A 16,257-nucleotide genomic window follows, 5' to 3' on the forward strand; every position below is an offset into this window, starting at 1 on the left:
GACAGCGGGACGGCCGGCGCCTGACGCCGCGCTGCGACCCGGAGACGGGGACGGCCCGCACCACGGACGAACGGTGCGGGCCGACAACAGGGCCGGCCCCTCGGAAGGCGCCGCTCTGGTGACATGCGCGGCAGCTACTGCTGCGGAGGCGGCGCCTGCCCGCCGCCGGGCCGGCCGTGCTGGTCCGGTCCTTCCGGCTGGGGATAGCCGTAACCGGGCGGCTGGGGGTACGGCCGGCCGGGAGCGGCTTGCGGATACTCCTGGCCGGGCTGCGCCGGTGGCTGACCATGGCCCGGCTGCGGGTGGGGCTGCCCCGGGGGCGGGACGTACGGCCGGCCGGGCTGTGGCTGGTGGGGGTGTTGCGGCGGCTGGTGGGGCTGGTGGGGGTGCGGTGCCTGCTGGCCGGCGTGGGGCTGACCAGGGGCGTACTGGCCCGGCAGCGGCGGGGCGGCGACCGGCGGCGGGTTGCCGTCGGAGGTCCACAGGCCGTGCGACTGCTGGTGCCGGACGAAGTCCTCGGCCACCATCGACGCGAGGTGGAAGTACGACTCCCGCACCTTCGGTCGCATCATGTCCAGGTCGACCTCCGCACCGGCGGCCAGATGCTCGTCGAACGGTACGACGATCACGCCGCGGCACCGCGTCTGGAAGTGCGACACGATGTCGTCGACCTTGATCATCTTTCCGGTCTCCCGCACACCCGAGATGACCGTGAGCGACCGCGACACCAGGTCCGCGTACCCATGGGCCGACAGCCAGTCCAGCGTCGTACTGGCGCTGCTCGCACCGTCCACGGACGGCGTCGAGATGATGATGAGCTGATCGGCCAGGTCGAGCACCCCGCGCATGGCGCTGTAGAGCAGGCCCGTACCGGAGTCCGTGAGGATGATCGGGTACTGCCTGCCCAGGACGTCGATCGCCCGCCGGTAGTCCTCGTCGTTGAACGTCGTCGAGACGGCGGGGTCCACGTCGTTGGCGATGATCTCCAGACCGGAGGGAGCCTGCGAGGTGAACCGCCGGATGTCCATGTACGAGTGGAGATGTGGGATCGCCTGCACCAGGTCACGGATGGTGGCCCCGGTCTCCCGCCGCACCCGCCGCCCGAGTGTCCCGGCGTCGGGGTTGGCGTCGATCGCGAGGATCTTGTCCTGCCGCTCGCTGGCGAGGGTGGCCCCGAGCGCGGTGGTCGTGGTCGTCTTGCCGACGCCGCCCTTGAGGCTGATCACGGCGATCCGGTAGCAGGACAGCACCGGAGTACGGATCAGCTCCAGCTTCCGCTGCCGCTCGGCCTCCTCCTTCTTGCCGCCGAGCTTGAACCGCGACCCGCCCGCCGCGGGACGGCTGCTCTTGGCCTTCTGCTTCCGGCTTTTGAGCAGCCGGTCCGACGAGAGTTCCACGGCTGCGGTGTAACCGAGCGGCGCGGCACCGGGGTTGGTCGGCTGCCGCTGGTCGTGCCGGATGGGCTGCGGCCAGGCGGCCCCGGCACGCGGATCGACGGGCGGCTGCGGCGGCCGGCCGGCCTGCGAGGGCTGGGGCGGGGTGTGCGGGGGCTGAGCAGCGGCCTGCGAGGGCTGCGGGGCAGGGGACTGCTGGAGGGGGAACCTCTGCTGGGAGGCCTGCGGTTGCTGCGGCTGAGCCTGCGGGGGCACGCCGGGTTGCTGCGAGGGCTCCTGCGGTGTCGACGGCCGCTGCGGGAAGCCGTAACCGCCCGGTTGGGCCGGGGGAGCCGGGGAGGAAGGGGCGGGGCCGACGGGCGGGAAGCCGTAACCGGCCTGAGGGCCGGGGAGGGGAGCGCCCGGCTGGGGAAAGCCGTATCCGGCCGGCGGAACGGCCTGTTGCCCCGGCGGCAGCAGCAGCGGCGGCTGCGGTTCCGGCTGGAACGGAGGCTGGTGCGCGGCCGGGGCGGGGGCCTGGTGCGGCGGCATCGGTCCGTCCGGCGTGCTCCAGGCGGCGGGCGCGGGCTGCGGCGCCTGCGGCTGGAACGGGGGCTGCGGCTGCTGGGCAGGCACGCCTGCGTCCACGTCCGCCGGCTGCGCCGGCTCCGGGGTGACCGGTGCCGGGGGCGCCGCGGGAACCTGCGGCGACTGCTGTGGCTGCTGCTGTGCCGGCCACTGGCCGGCCGGCGCCGGCGCGGCGGGGTACGACGGGGGCGGCACGACCGGCGGTGCCGGAGGGGTCCAGACCTCCGGGGCCGGGGTGTCGGACGCGGCAGGCACGGAGTCCTCGGGACCGCCGAGGGTGCCGGACGCGGAACGCACCGCGTCGTCCGCCGGTTCGTCGTCCACCGGTTTCGCGTCCTCGGGCCCGGCAACCGCCGGAACGGTCGTCGGAGGCACCGCGTCCTCGGGCTCAGGCGCGGGCGCGGGCGCGTCCGCCTCGGCCGTGGTCTCCGCCCCGGGCCCCTCGGGCTTCGCCTCCGCCTCGTGCTCGTCGAAGGCGTCGCTCACGTCGCGCTCGTCGTCAGCGACCTCCGCGGACGGCTCGGAGGCGTCGGTGATGTCGGTGTCGTCGCCCTCGGCGTCGTCCTTGGGCCCGCCGGTGTCTTCGACGCCGTCTCCGACGCGCCCACCGTCGTCGGCCGGCTCCTGGTCGTCGGCGGGCCCCTGCCGGGCGTCCGGCTCCGCGTCCGCCTCGGGCCCGGCGGTGGCCTCGGCCTCACGGTCCTGGATCTCCTGCTTCAGCGCGGCGGCGGAGAAGCGGATGGTGGCACCGCTCTCGAGGTCACCGCCACCGGAGTCCCGGTCGAGCCCACTGACCGGAAGATCCGGCACGGCCGCAGGCGAAAGGGAGCCCGGCTCCGGCGTGGACGCCGACGACGGTCCCGGTGTCGGCTCGAACCCGCTGCCCACCGGAAGCCGCGGTACGCCGCCCGGCCCCCCGGACGGCGGAGCGGGCGGCGTGAAAGGCGTCCCCGGCGCGGGAGCCGGCGGAGTGAAAGGAGCGCCCGGCGCGGGAGCGGGCGCGGGCGGGGTGAAAGGCGCTCCCGGTGCCGGCGCCGGCGCCGGAGGAAGGGGCGAGGACCCCGAAGCACCGACCGCGTGCGGCGGCGGAGTCAACCCGGGCAACGGTGGAACAGGCCTCGGGGAAAAGGAAGAAGACGACACGTCGGCCCCCGGCCCCGCCTGCTCCGACCCTGTCTGCCCCGACCCCGACCCCGACCCCGACCCCGACCCCGACCCCGGCTCCGAACTCACCGAAGCGTTCTGCGTGTACCAGGCCGGCGGCGCGTAGTCGATGGTGAACTCACCCGTCGCCTCGACGGCGGACTCCGCATCGGGCTGGTCATCGCCGGGTGTTGCCCAGCCCCCGCGGATCCCGTCCCGATCGCTGCCCACAGTTCCTCCTGGTCTGGTCGAGCACCCTTGTGCCGTCGCGCTGTGCCGGGGGCGACCACCTGCAGTGGTCCGAACTGGCCCTGTATGAGGACGACATCGTCCGAACCGGCCTCCCCCGGGCCTGTGACGCCGGTACCCGGTTCGCGGGTTCTGGCGTCGCGTCGGGTACCAGCCTAATCACGGGCGGCCCCACCCCGTCAGCCCTGCCCACCCTCAGTCAGTGCCACCCACAACACCCGTCGCTGTCAAGGGGCGTACACATTCGCTGCGCAAACGAAAGAAACCGCCCATGGGAGAAGAGTCATGGGCGGTCACCCCCTCGGGGCAGGTCCGGAGCACCGGACCTGCCCCGAGGTGCTCGGGCTGCTCGGAGTCCCGGACTACTCGGCGGCCTCGGCCACCGTCCCGCCGGTGCCCGCCTCCCCGGCCCCCGGCGCCGGCTCCAGGTCGAACTCGCCGTCCCGCGCGCCGAGCACGAACGCGTGCCACTCCGCCTCCGTGTACCGCAGCACCGTGTCCGGGTCGAGGGACGACCGCATGGCCACCGCGCCCTCGGGCAGATGGGCGATCTCGACCCGCTCCTCGTGCTCCTCGGTACCCGGCGCGCTGTGCCACTCGACGCCGGAGATGTCGAGAGCGTAGAGCTCGTCCTTCTCCCGCTCCTTGCGTGCCTTGATCTCCTCAGCCGTCTCCGCCATGTCGCAGCGACCCCTTCCCGACGTATGACTGGTCCGATGGACTGACCCGATGGACTGGTACGAGCGCTCACATTAGTGGCACCCCCCGCCCCACCTGGGCGGCTCCACGAACCGTGGTAAAGAGGCCCGCCTCCGGCTGGTACCCTGGCTGACGGCCGTATGTGTACGCACCCTCGGAGCCCAGCCCCGAAGGCCGCGCCCTGCGGATCCCGCCTTCCGAGTCATGGAAGATCCCCCGAGGCGAAGACCGGGGGCGCTCGGTGGCCAGTCACAGACCATGAGGAGTACGCGTGTCGCTCGACGCCGCTACGAAGAACCAGATCATCGCCGACTTCCGCACCAAGGAAGGTGACACCGGCTCCCCCGAGGTCCAGGTCGCTCTCCTGTCCCGTCGGATCTCCGACCTGACGGAGCACCTCAAGACCCACAAGCACGACCACCACTCCCGTCGTGGTCTGCTCATCCTGGTCGGTCAGCGCCGCCGACTGCTGCAGTACCTCGCCAAGAAGGACATCCAGCGCTTCCGCGCGCTGGTCGACCGCCTCGGCATCCGCCGCGGTGCGGCGGGCGCCAAGTAAGACGCCGTGACGGGAGCGGTTCCCCTGAGGAAAGGGGACCGCTCCCTTTGCTGTACGTGCCTGTACGTGCGGAGTGTCACCACGTCTTTGTAGTGTGGTAGCACAACGCGGCAACAAGAACACCGACTCGCTGTGACGACCGGTACCGCACCAGGTCGCGGTCGTCGCCGGCGCCACCCCGACGTCCCTGGACGTCCCGATGTACGAGGGAAGCGCACCTCGCCGCCGCCGGTCCTCGGTAGTGGCCCCCGGGTGAATGAACCCGGGAGCTTCGATCGAAGACCGGCCCGCACCAGACGGCGCGCTTCTCCACCCCGTCCCCCCCGCCACACGGGCGAGGCGGGACAAAAGACGACAAGTAACGGAGAACCCACTGGTGGAGAACGAGACCCACTACGCCGAAGCCGTCATCGACAACGGCTCCTTCGGCACCCGCACCATCCGCTTCGAGACGGGCCGCCTCGCCCGGCAGGCCGCCGGTTCCGCCGTGGCCTACCTGGACGACGACACCATGGTGCTGTCGGCCACCTCGGCCTCGAAGAACCCCAAGGACCAGCTTGACTTCTTCCCCCTCACGGTGGACGTCGAGGAGCGGATGTACGCGGCCGGCAAGATCCCCGGCTCCTTCTTCCGCCGGGAGGGCCGGCCCTCCGAGGACGCGATCCTCACCTGCCGCCTCATCGACCGCCCGCTGCGCCCGTCCTTCAAGAAGGGCCTGCGCAACGAGATCCAGGTCGTCGCCACGATCATGGCGCTCAACCCCGACCACCTGTACGACGTCGTGGCGATCAACGCCGCCTCCGCGTCCACGCAGCTGGCCGGTCTGCCCTTCTCCGGCCCGATCGGCGGCGTCCGCGTCGCGCTGATCCGCGGTCAGTGGGTCGCCTTCCCGACGCACACCGAGCTCGAGGACGCCGTCTTCGACATGGTCGTCGCGGGCCGCGTCCTGGAGGACGGCGACGTCGCGATCATGATGGTCGAGGCCGAGGCCACCGACCAGACCGTCAAGCTGGTCGAGGGCGGTGCCGAGGCCCCCACGGAGGAGGTCGTCGCCGCCGGCCTCGAGGCCGCGAAGCCCTTCATCAAGGTCCTCTGCAAGGCCCAGGCCGACCTCGCCGCGAAGGCCGCCAAGCCGACCGGCGAGTTCCCGATCTTCCTGGACCACCAGGACGACGTCCTGGAGGCGCTGACCGCCGCCGTCCGCCCCGAGCTCGCCCAGGCGCTCACCATCGCCGGCAAGCAGGAGCGCGAGACCGAGCTGGACCGCGTCAAGCAGCTCGCCGCCGAGAAGCTCCTGCCGGAGTTCGAGGGCCGCGAGAAGGAGATCTCCGCCGCGTACCGCGCGCTGACCAAGTCCCTGGTCCGCGAGCGCGTCATCAAGGAGAAGAAGCGCATCGACGGCCGCGGTGTCACCGACATCCGCACCCTGGCCGCCGAGGTCGAGGCCATCCCGCGGGTGCACGGCTCCGCGCTGTTCGAGCGTGGCGAGACCCAGATCCTGGGCGTCACCACCCTCAACATGCTCCGCATGGAGCAGCAGCTGGACACCCTCTCCCCGGTGACCCGCAAGCGCTACATGCACAACTACAACTTCCCGCCGTACTCCGTCGGCGAGACCGGCCGCGTGGGCTCCCCCAAGCGCCGCGAGATCGGCCACGGAGCCCTCGCCGAGCGCGCCATCGTGCCGGTGCTCCCGACCCGCGAGGAGTTCCCCTACGCGATCCGTCAGGTGTCCGAGGCCCTCGGCTCCAACGGCTCGACGTCCATGGGCTCGGTCTGCGCCTCCACCATGTCGCTGCTGAACGCCGGTGTGCCGCTCAAGGCCCCCGTCGCCGGTATCGCCATGGGCCTGATCTCCCAGGAGATCAACGGCGAGACGCACTACGTCGCCCTCACCGACATCCTCGGTGCGGAGGACGCCTTCGGCGACATGGACTTCAAGGTCGCCGGCACCAAGGAGTTCGTGACCGCCCTCCAGCTCGACACCAAGCTGGACGGCATCCCCGCCTCCGTCCTGGCCGCCGCCCTCAAGCAGGCCCGTGACGCCCGCCTCCACATCCTCGACGTGATGATGGAGGCGATCGACACCCCGGACGAGATGTCCCCGAACGCGCCGCGGATCATCACCGTGAAGATCCCCGTGGACAAGATCGGCGAGGTCATCGGCCCCAAGGGCAAGATGATCAACCAGATCCAGGAGGACACCGGCGCCGACATCACGATCGAGGACGACGGCACCATCTACATCGGCGCCGCCCAGGGCTCGCAGGCCGAGGCCGCCCGCGCCACGATCAACAGCATCGCCAACCCGACCATGCCGGAGGTCGGCGAGCGCTACCTGGGCACCGTCGTGAAGACGACCACCTTCGGTGCGTTCGTCTCCCTGATGCCCGGCAAGGACGGACTGCTGCACATCTCGCAGATCCGCAAGCTCGCCGGCGGCAAGCGCGTGGAGAACGTCGAGGACGTGCTCGGCGTGGGCGCCAAGGTCCAGGTCGAGATCGCCGAGATCGACTCCCGCGGCAAGCTCTCCCTCGTCCCCGTGATCGAGGGCGAGGACGACGACAAGAAGGCCGACACCGACCAGTGACGTCCCACGGCTCCAAGGCGACGGCCCGCACCTTTCAGGAGGCGCGGGCCGTCGCCCGTACCCAAACCCTCATCCAGGGCGAGAACGGCATCGGTACCGTCCGCAGGACCACCCTCCCCGGAGGGCTGCGCGTCGTCACCGAGACCCTGCCCTCGGTCCGCTCGGCGACCTTCGGCATCTGGGCACACGTCGGCTCCCGCGACGAGCCCCCCGCGCTGAACGGCGCCACCCACTACCTGGAGCACCTGCTCTTCAAGGGCACGCACCGCAGGTCCGCCCTGGACATCTCCGCCGCCGTCGACGCCGTCGGCGGCGAGATGAACGCGTTCACCGCCAAGGAGTACACGTGCTACTACGCACGCGTGCTCGACACCGACCTGCCGCTCGCCATCGACGTGGTCTGCGACATGCTGACCGGCTCCCGCATCCTCGAGGAGGACGTCGACATCGAACGCGGCGCGATCCTCGAAGAGATCGCGATGACCGAGGACGACCCCGGCGACGGTGTGCACGACCTGTTCGCGCACACCATGTTCGGCGACAACCCGCTGGGCCGTCCCGTCCTCGGCACGGTCGACACGGTCAACGCCCTCACCGCCGACCGCATCCGCCGCTTCTACAAGAAGCACTACGACCCGACCCACCTCGTGGTCGCCTGCGCCGGCAACATCGACCACGACGACGTCGTACGCCAGGTCCAGGCCGCCTTCGAGGCGGCCGGCGCTCTCAAGGACCCGGACGCCCGGCCGATCGCCCCGCGCGGCGGCCGGCGCACCCTGCGCACCGCGGGCCGCGTCGAGGTGGTCGACCGGAGGACCGAGCAGGCGCACATCCTCCTCGGCATGCCGGGCCTGTCCCGCACCGACGAGCGCCGGTGGGCCCTCGGTGTGCTCAACACCGCCCTCGGCGGCGGCATGTCCTCCCGCCTCTTCCAGGAGGTCCGGGAGAAGCGCGGCCTGGCCTACAGCGTCTACTCGTACACCTCCGGCTTCGCCGACTGCGGCCTCTTCGGCGTGTACGCCGGTTGCAGGCCGTCCCAGGTGCACGACGTGCTGAAGATCTGCCGCGACGAACTCGACCAGGTCGCCGAGCACGGCCTGCCCGACGACGAGATACGGCGTGCCATCGGCCAGCTCCAGGGATCCACCGTCCTCGGCCTGGAGGACACCGGCGCTCTGATGAACCGTATCGGCAAGAGCGAACTGTGCTGGGGCGAGCAGATGTCGGTCGACGACATGCTGGCCCGGATAGCCTCGGTCACCATGGACGATGTCCGCACGGTCGCCCGCGACGTCCTGGGACAGCGGCCCTCGCTGTCGGTCATCGGCCCGCTCAAGGACAAGCAGGCGGCCCGGCTGCACGACACGGTCGCCTGACCGGCCGGCCCAGATCCCACGGTTTCGACCTCTCCGGTAAGGAAGCAAGGAAGATGAGCAAGCTGCGTGTGGCGGTCCTCGGCGCCAAGGGCCGCATCGGCTCCGAGGCGGTACGGGCCGTCGAGGCCGCCGACGACATGGAACTGGTGGCCGCGCTCGGCCGGGGCGACCGGCTGGAGACCCTCGCCGAGGCCGGCGCCCAGGTCGCCGTCGAACTGACCACCCCCGCCTCGGTCATGGGCAACCTCGACTTCTGCGTGCGCCACGGCATCCACGCGGTCGTCGGCACCACCGGCTGGACCGACGACCGCCTCGCACAGTTGACGGGCCTGCTCGACCAGTCGCCGGAGACGGGCGTGCTCATCGCACCGAACTTCTCCATCGGCGCCGTGCTGACCATGAAGTTCGCGCAGATCGCCGCCCCCCACTTCGAGTCCGTCGAGATCGTCGAACTGCACCACCCCACCAAGGTGGACGCCCCCAGCGGCACCGCCACCCGCACCGCCCAGCTCATCGCCGAGGCCCGCCGCGAGGCCGGCAGCGCCCCCGCCCCGGACGCCACGGTCACCGCCCTGGACGGCGCCCGCGGCGCCGACGTGGACGGCGTCCCGGTGCACGCCGTCCGGCTGCGCGGCCTGCTGGCCCACCAGGAGGTCCTGCTCGGCGCCGAGGGCGAGACCCTCACCGTCCGCCACGACTCCCTGCACCACAGCAGCTTCATGCCGGGCATCCTGCTCGGCGTCCGCCGTGTGGTGACCACCCCCGGCCTGACCTTCGGCCTGGAACACTTCCTCGACCTGAACTGAGCCCGAGCCGAATCATGCGCGCGAAGATCTCCTACGCCATCACGGCAGCCGTCCTGGTCGTCTACTTCGTCCTGGTCGGCAGCCGTGGTGTGCTCCTCATCCAGGCCGGAACGCCCCTCACCGTCGCCTTCGGCGTGGCGGTGCTCGTCCTGCCGGCCATCGGCGTGTGGTTCCTGTGGAAGAACACCGAGTTCGTCCGCGACGCCAACCGGCTCGCCGCCGAGCTCGACGCCCAGGGCGGGCTGCCCGTGGACGAGCTCAAACGCCTGCCCAGCGGCCGTGTCGACCGCGACTCGGCCGACGAGGTCTTCGCCCGGCGCAAGGCCGAGACGGAGGACGCCCCCGACGACTGGCGCAGCTGGTTCCGGCTCGCCGTCGCCTACCACGACGCCCGGGACACCCCGCGCGCCCGCAAGGCGATGCAACGCGCGATCGCCCTGCGCCGGACGGCCCCCTGACGCAGGGCGACCCGGCAGGACGAGAACGAGCCGGGCCCGGTCCGCGTGTGCGGACCGGGCCCGGCTCGTCGGGTGCGCGACGGTTCGGTCCCGCTCAGTCCCGCCGGTACTCGTCGGCCCAGACCTCCACCGAGTCGGCCGCCCGGTCGAAGGCCGCCTCGCGTCCCAGGAAGTCGGCGTTGTGCGAGGTCAGCAGCGGTGGCTGGGGCTCCGCCGACCGCCCCCGCCGGACGAGCAGCAGCGCCTGCCCCTGCACCGTCCGCGGCAGCCCCAGCCAGCGCACCGGCTGCTGCACCGTGCGCACCGCGACGACCTGGTCCCACGGCGTCGTACGGGTGGTGAGCGGACCCACCTGCCGCAGCCCGCGGGCGCTCACCCACGTGCCCATGCGCAGCAACCGCAGGGCGGCGACGACGGCGACCAGTGCGACCCCGAAGACCACGCCGGCCGACGACAGCGATGCCGTGGCCGCGATGATCACCGCCGAGAACAGCACGAACGAGGCGAGCAGCAGCAGTATCGCCGCCGCGCCCACCCGCCACGGACCCGGCCGGTACGGGCGCCGCCAGCGGTCACGGTCGTTGTACGGCAACGCGACATCGTCAGCCGTCTCGAAGGCACGGTCGGCCGTCAGGAAGGGCAGGGGCACGGCTGGGTCCTCACTCGATCCATGCGTGGGCAGTGCCCGGTGAGGCTACCGATCTGTGGCACCCCTCACCACCTTGGGGGGCCCGGTGGGGACCGGCCGCCCCTCCTCCGTGCGGGCCGGCGCCCGTCCGTGTCCGTCCGTGCCCGCTCAGTGTCTGTCGGACGCCTCTGACTGCTCAGCCCCCGTGGCCGACCGGTCCGTGGACAACGCGGGCATCCCGATCACGAGGGAACCCACCAGCCCGGCGACGATGCAGACCCCCAGCAGCCAGCGCCCCGCCAGCTCCCCGGCGGAAGCCCGCTCGCGGGGCGGGGGCGTGACATTGCTGCGGAAACTGCCGGTAGGGGCAAGGAAGGCGAACGGCACGGATTCCCGTCGACCGAACATCAGTGGTGCTTCTCCCCTCGAAACTCGAACGAATCACTCTCACCGCCACAAACGAGCGGCACCGGAAGAAGGTGCCCAGATAGGGGAAACACGTCGCGGTACGGTCCTTCTCCCGCCGTGACGGGTGCCCCGTAGAGTGGTCGCCGAACTGCAGCCGTGATGTGACCGGAAGGACCCTCTTGACCTCCGCCGACGATCCCCAGCCGTCAACGTCCGATGACGTCACCTTGCGGAGTGACGTCACCGTCGAACTGGTGAAGTCCAGCGCCTCGGACTCGGATGTCCTGTTCGCCGCCCGCGTATCGACCCTGGGCGAGCAGTCCATCGGGGAACTGGAGAAGGACCCGGAGCGGTCCAAGGGCCTGATCAACTACCTGATGCGGGACCGGCACGGCAGTCCGTTCGAGCACAACTCCCTGACGTTCCTCGTCAGCGCCCCGATCTTCGTGTTCCGCGAGTTCATGCGCCACCGGGTCGGCTGGTGCCTGCCGGGTGACGCCAGGATCCGCGTCGGCACCAGCAGGAGCGGCAAGACCAAGCGCATCGCGGACATCCATCGGGACTGGAAGGTCGGTGTGCCCGACTCGATGGGGCGCACGCGCAGACTGAAGTCCTGTCAGAACCTCTTGGCCGACACCATCGACCTGGAGACCGGGCTGGCGGAGAAGGCGCGCATGACCGACGTTTTCGAGTCCGGCGTGAAGCCGATCCTCAAGGTCTCGACAACCCATGGCAGGGTCCTGCGCTGCACCGCGGACCACCGTGTGTGGACGCCGGGAGGCTGGGTCCGCGCCGGCGACCTGCGCGTCGGCGACCAGGTAGGGCGTCTCGGTCGGGTGGAGGTCGGCGAGCGGGTGGGAATCCCGAAGCGCCTGCGTGAGGGGATCCAGATCTGGACCACCGAGCAGCGGGCCGATCTCATCGCGCCCATGGACCTCTGCTACCTCTGCGAGGAGAAGTTCGAGGCGAAGGACCTGGAGCTGGACCACGTCGTCCCCGTGGACACCGACCTGACCAAGTCGCTCGACGTCTCGAACCTACGACCGGCCTGCACGTCGTGTCACCAGCGGAAGACCGAGGGCGAAGGCGCACCGGTCGGAGTGCGCCGCCGCGCCTTCCGGAACGGTGTGCGCTGGGAGGGCGTCGCCTCCGTCGCCCCCGACGGGGAGGAGATGACCTACGACATCTCCATGCCGCCGCCGCACCACAACTTCATCGCGGACGGCTTTGTCGTACACAATTCGTACAACGAGGAGTCCGGGCGATACCGCGAGCTCCAGCCGGTCTTCTACGTCCCCGGCGAGGACCGCAAGCTGGTCCAGCAGGGCCGCCCCGGCAAGTACGAGTTCGTCGACGGCACCCCCGAGCAGTACAAAACCGTCACCGCCGCCATGGAGGAGTCCTACCGGCAGTCGTATGCCGCGTACCAGGAGATGCTGGCGGCCGGCATCGCCCGCGAGGTCGCCCGCGCCACCCTCCCGGTCGGTCTTTTTTCCTCGATGTACGCCACGTGCAACGCCCGCTCACTGATGCACTTCCTCGGCCTGCGCACCCAGCACGAACTGGCGAAGGTGCCGTCCTTCCCACAGCGGGAGATCGAGATGGTCGGCGAAAAGATGGAGGCCGAATGGGCCCGGCTCATGCCGCTCACCCACGCCGCCTTCAACGCCAACGGGCGCGTGGCCCCGTAGTCCCAGGCAGGGGCCCTCACCCCCGGCCGGGTACATACGTACGATCAGCCTTTCGAGATGTCCGGATTGCGGTATTTACCGCATTTCATCTAGCCTGATCAAACGGGCCCGGCACTGCCTGAACCCCCGAGCAGGCAGTGCCGGGCTCCCCCTTTGTCCCCACCTGTCGCCTCCCCCGAGGGCAGACCCTGCCCCGAGCAGCGAGTAGCGTGTAACCCATGGCTCCGACCTCCACTCCGCAGACCCCCTTCGGGAGGGTCCTCACCGCCATGGTCACGCCTTTCACGGCGGACGGCGCACTCGACCTCGACGGCGCCCAGCGGCTCGCCACCCACCTGGTGGACGCAGGCAACGACGGCCTGATCGTCAACGGCACCACCGGCGAGTCCCCCACCACCAGCAACGCGGAGAAAGCGGACCTCGTACGGGCGGTCCTGGAGGCGGTCGGGGACCGCGCGCACGTGGTGGCCGGGGTCGGCACCAACGACACCCGTCACAGCATCGAGCTGGCCCGCACCGCGGAGCGCACCGGCGCACACGGCCTGCTGGTCGTCACCCCGTACTACAACAAGCCTCCGCAGGAAGGCCTGTACCAGCACTTCACAGCCATCGCCGACACCACCGGGCTGCCGGTCATGCTCTACGACATCCCCGGCCGCAGCGGTGTCCCGATCAACACGGAGACGCTCGTCCGTCTGGCCGAGCACCCGCGGATCGTCGCCAACAAGGACGCCAAGGGCGACCTCGGCCGTGCCAGCTGGGCCATCGCCCGCTCGCGCCTCGCCTGGTACTCCGGTGACGACATGCTGAACCTGCCGCTGCTCTCCGTGGGAGCCGTCGGCTTCGTCTCGGTCGTCGGCCACCTCGTCACGCCCGAACTGCGCGCCCTGGTCGAGGCCTACACCTCGGGGGACGTCCAGAAGGCCACCGAGATCCACCAGAAGCTGCTTCCCGTCTACACGGGGATGTTCCGTACCCAGGGTGTGATGACCGCCAAGGCGGCGCTCGCTCTGCAGGGCCTGCCCGCCGGCCCCCTGCGCGCCCCCATGGCCGCGTGCACGCCGGAAGAGATCGAGCAGCTCAAGATCGATCTTGCCGCCGGCGGGGTACAGCTCTGACAACGGACTTCGCGCGACCGCTCGCGCAACCTGACTCCACAACTGAATAAGCGGCGGGCCACCGGTGCCCGCGCACCACCACCACGACAACTGCTTCTGCACGAACGTCACGCGCGCCACGTGCCCCACCGGGACGTGGCGCGCGTGGTGAGGAGAGTCTTTTGAGCCATCCGCATCCTGAACTCGGCCCGCCGCCGACGCTCCCCGCGAACGGCCTGCGCGTCACCCCACTCGGCGGTCTCGGCGAGATCGGCCGCAACATGACGGTCTTCGAGTACGGAGGCCGCCTGCTCATCGTCGACTGCGGTGTGCTCTTCCCCGAGGACGAGCAGCCCGGGATCGACCTGATCCTTCCGGACTTCTCGTCCATCCGGAACCGCCTCGACGACATCGAGGGCATCGTCCTCACCCATGGCCACGAGGACCACATCGGCGGTGTCCCCTTCCTGCTCCGCGAGAAGCCGGACATCCCGCTGATCGGCTCCAAGCTGACCCTCGCCCTCATCGAGGCCAAGCTCCAGGAGCACCGCATCCGTCCGTACACCCTGGAGGTGGCGGAGGGGCACCGCGAGCGCATCGGACCGTTCGACTGCGAGTTCGTCGCGGTCAACCACTCGATCCCCGACGCCCTCGCCGTGGCCATCCGTACGCCCGCGGGCATGGTGGTCCACACCGGCGACTTCAAAATGGACCAACTCCCGCTGGACAACCGCCTCACCGACCTCCACGCGTTCGCCCGGCTCAGCGAGGAAGGCATCGACCTCCTCCTGTCCGACTCGACGAACGCCGAGGTCCCGGGCTTCGTCCCGCCGGAGCGCGACATCTCCAACGCCCTGCGCCAGGTCTTCGCCGGCGCCCGCAAGCGGATCATCGTGGCGAGTTTCGCCAGCCACGTCCACCGCATCCAGCAGATCCTGGACGCGGCGCACGAGTACGGCCGCCGGGTCGCCTTCGTCGGCCGCTCCATGGTCCGCAACATGGGCATCGCCCGGGATCTCGGCTACCTCAAGGTGCCGCCGGGCCTGGTCGTCGACGTGAAGACACTGGACGACCTGCCGGACAGCGAAGTGGTCCTGGTGTGCACGGGCTCACAGGGCGAACCCATGGCCGCCCTGTCCCGGATGGCCAACCGTGACCACCAGATCCGCATCGTCCAGGGCGACACGGTGATCCTCGCCTCGTCGCTCATCCCCGGTAACGAGAACGCGGTCTACCGCGTCATCAACGGCCTGACCCGCTGGGGCGCCAACGTCGTCCACAAGGGCAACGCCAAGGTGCACGTCTCGGGCCACGCCTCCGCCGGCGAACTGCTGTACTTCTACAACATCTGCCGCCCGCGGAACCTGATGCCGGTGCACGGAGAGTGGCGCCACCTCCGGGCCAACGCCGAACTGGGCGCCCTGACCGGTGTCCCGCACGACCGCATCGTCATCGCCGAGGACGGCGTCGTCGTCGACCTGGTCGACGGCAGGGCGAAGATCGCCGGCAAGGTCCAGGCCGGGTACGTCTACGTCGACGGCCTCTCCGTCGGCGATGTCCGCGAGCCGGCCCTGAAGGACCGCAAGATCCTCGGTGACGAGGGCATCATCTCGGTCTTCGTGGTACTCGACTCGTCCACCGGAAAGATCACCGGTGGCCCGTACATCCAGGCGCGCGGCTCCGGGATCGAGGACTCCGCCTTCAGCGCCGTGCTGCCGAAGATCACAGAGGTCCTGGAGCGATCCGCTCAGGACGGCGTCGTCGAACCGCACCAGATGCAGCAGCTCGTTCGCCGCACGCTGGGCAAGTGGGTCTCCGACACCTACCGGCGTCGGCCGATGATCCTGCCCGTGGTCGTGGAGGTCTGACGACCCGTAGGACGGTCCGTACACCACAACGGGGAGCGGGGCACCTCGATTTGCATCGGGGCTCCCCGCTCCAGTACGTTTGCAGCTCCCCCGACCGGGAACCCGAGCGCTTCGAGCATCGGATCCAGTCTCCGGAGGGGCGGGAAATCCGACTCAGAATCTCTGATAAAGTCGGAGCCGCCGGAAAGGGAAACGCGAAAGCGGAAACCCGGAAGGCGAAACCCCGGGGACATCGGATCGGGAAGATCTGATAGAGTCGGAAACGCAAGACCGAAGGGAAGCGCCCGGAGGAAAGCCCGAGAGGGTGAGTACGAAGGAAGCGTCCGTTCCTTGAGAACTCAACAGCGTGCCAAAAATCAACGCCAGATATGTTGATACCCCGTCTCCGGCCGTTCGGCCGGGACGAGGTTCCTTTGAAACAAACACAGCGAGGACGCTGTGAACGGCCGGGCCCATTCCGCCTGACCGTTCCGCTCTCGTGTGTGCTCTCCCGATCACGGGAAAACATTCACGGAGAGTTTGATCCTGGCTCAGGACGAACGCTGGCGGCGTGCTTAACACATGCAAGTCGAACGATGAACCACTTCGGTGGGGATTAGTGGCGAACGGGTGAGTAACACGTGGGCAATCTGCCCTTCACTCCGGGACAAGCCCTGGAAACGGGGTCTAATACCGGATAACACTTCCACTCGCATGGGTGGGGGTTAAAAGCTCCGGCGGTGAG

At 70.2% G+C, this 16,257-nt stretch carries 12 protein-coding genes, 1 rRNA gene and 1 pseudogene; 10 read left to right on the forward strand and 4 right to left on the reverse strand.

Annotated features, from left to right (window positions below):
• Positions 1-134: 134 nt before the first annotated feature.
• Positions 135-3,335: an SCO5717 family growth-regulating ATPase gene (locus tag TU30_RS11815; RefSeq protein WP_042168266.1), complete on the reverse strand. Its 3,201-nt coding sequence runs from the start codon at positions 3,333-3,335 to the stop codon at positions 135-137.
• Between the two features lie 380 nt (positions 3,336-3,715).
• On the reverse strand, positions 3,716-4,033 hold the full coding sequence (locus TU30_RS11820; RefSeq protein ID WP_042168270.1) for a DUF397 domain-containing protein: 318 nt from the start codon (positions 4,031-4,033) through the stop codon (positions 3,716-3,718).
• Between the two features lie 290 nt (positions 4,034-4,323).
• On the opposite strand from TU30_RS11820, the gene rpsO reads away from it, so the two are divergent.
• The 5 genes from rpsO (at position 4,324) to TU30_RS11845 (ending at position 9,841) form a co-directional block, all read left to right on the forward strand.
• Complete coding sequence (rpsO, locus tag TU30_RS11825; RefSeq protein WP_042168273.1) at positions 4,324-4,611, forward strand: 30S ribosomal protein S15; 288 nt, start codon at positions 4,324-4,326, stop codon at positions 4,609-4,611.
• 376 nt (positions 4,612-4,987) lie between these two features.
• Complete coding sequence (locus TU30_RS11830; protein WP_042168276.1) at positions 4,988-7,201, forward strand: polyribonucleotide nucleotidyltransferase; 2,214 nt, start codon at positions 4,988-4,990, stop codon at positions 7,199-7,201.
• Entirely contained in the window at positions 7,198-8,577 is a 1,380-nt protein-coding gene (locus TU30_RS11835; protein ID WP_042168279.1) for a pitrilysin family protein, read from the forward strand. The genes TU30_RS11830 and TU30_RS11835 overlap by 4 nt, the downstream gene beginning before the upstream one ends.
• Positions 8,578-8,630: 53 nt before the next feature.
• On the forward strand, positions 8,631-9,383 hold the full coding sequence (dapB, locus tag TU30_RS11840; RefSeq protein WP_042168281.1) for a 4-hydroxy-tetrahydrodipicolinate reductase: 753 nt from the start codon (positions 8,631-8,633) through the stop codon (positions 9,381-9,383).
• A gap of 14 nt (positions 9,384-9,397) precedes the next feature.
• Positions 9,398-9,841 (forward strand): membrane protein, encoded by a 444-nt coding sequence (locus TU30_RS11845; RefSeq protein WP_042168285.1) that lies wholly within the window; start codon positions 9,398-9,400, stop codon positions 9,839-9,841.
• A 94-nt stretch (positions 9,842-9,935) separates the two neighbouring features.
• On the opposite strand, the gene TU30_RS11850 is transcribed toward TU30_RS11845, so the two are convergent.
• Entirely contained in the window at positions 9,936-10,490 is a 555-nt protein-coding gene (locus TU30_RS11850) for a membrane protein (RefSeq protein ID WP_042168288.1), read from the reverse strand.
• A 147-nt stretch (positions 10,491-10,637) separates the two neighbouring features.
• Positions 10,638-10,877 carry a hypothetical protein gene (locus TU30_RS37110; protein ID WP_042168291.1) on the reverse strand — a complete coding sequence of 80 codons (240 nt, stop codon included), beginning with the start codon at positions 10,875-10,877 and terminating at the stop codon, positions 10,638-10,640.
• Between the two features lie 254 nt (positions 10,878-11,131).
• On the opposite strand from TU30_RS37110, the pseudogene TU30_RS37115 reads away from it, so the two are divergent.
• The 5 genes and pseudogenes from TU30_RS37115 to TU30_RS11875 form a co-directional block, all read left to right on the forward strand.
• Positions 11,132-11,341: pseudogene (locus TU30_RS37115) on the forward strand (FAD-dependent thymidylate synthase); the annotation flags it as partial.
• A gap of 123 nt (positions 11,342-11,464) precedes the next feature.
• Positions 11,465-12,568 carry an FAD-dependent thymidylate synthase gene (gene thyX, locus TU30_RS38270; protein ID WP_370626622.1) on the forward strand — a complete coding sequence of 368 codons (1,104 nt, stop codon included), beginning with the start codon at positions 11,465-11,467 and terminating at the stop codon, positions 12,566-12,568.
• Positions 12,569-12,786: 218 nt separating this feature from the next.
• Positions 12,787-13,686 (forward strand): 4-hydroxy-tetrahydrodipicolinate synthase, encoded by a 900-nt coding sequence (gene dapA, locus TU30_RS11865; protein ID WP_042168298.1) that lies wholly within the window; start codon positions 12,787-12,789, stop codon positions 13,684-13,686.
• 161 nt (positions 13,687-13,847) lie between these two features.
• Positions 13,848-15,533, forward strand: a complete 1,686-nt coding sequence (locus tag TU30_RS11870; RefSeq protein WP_042168300.1) for a ribonuclease J — start codon at positions 13,848-13,850, stop codon at positions 15,531-15,533.
• A gap of 507 nt (positions 15,534-16,040) precedes the next feature.
• Positions 16,041-16,257: ribosomal RNA gene (locus TU30_RS11875) — 16S ribosomal RNA — on the forward strand; the annotation flags it as partial.

This window comes from Streptomyces sp. NBRC 110035, assembly GCF_000829695.1.
GTDB lineage: Bacteria > Actinomycetota > Actinomycetes > Streptomycetales > Streptomycetaceae > Streptomyces.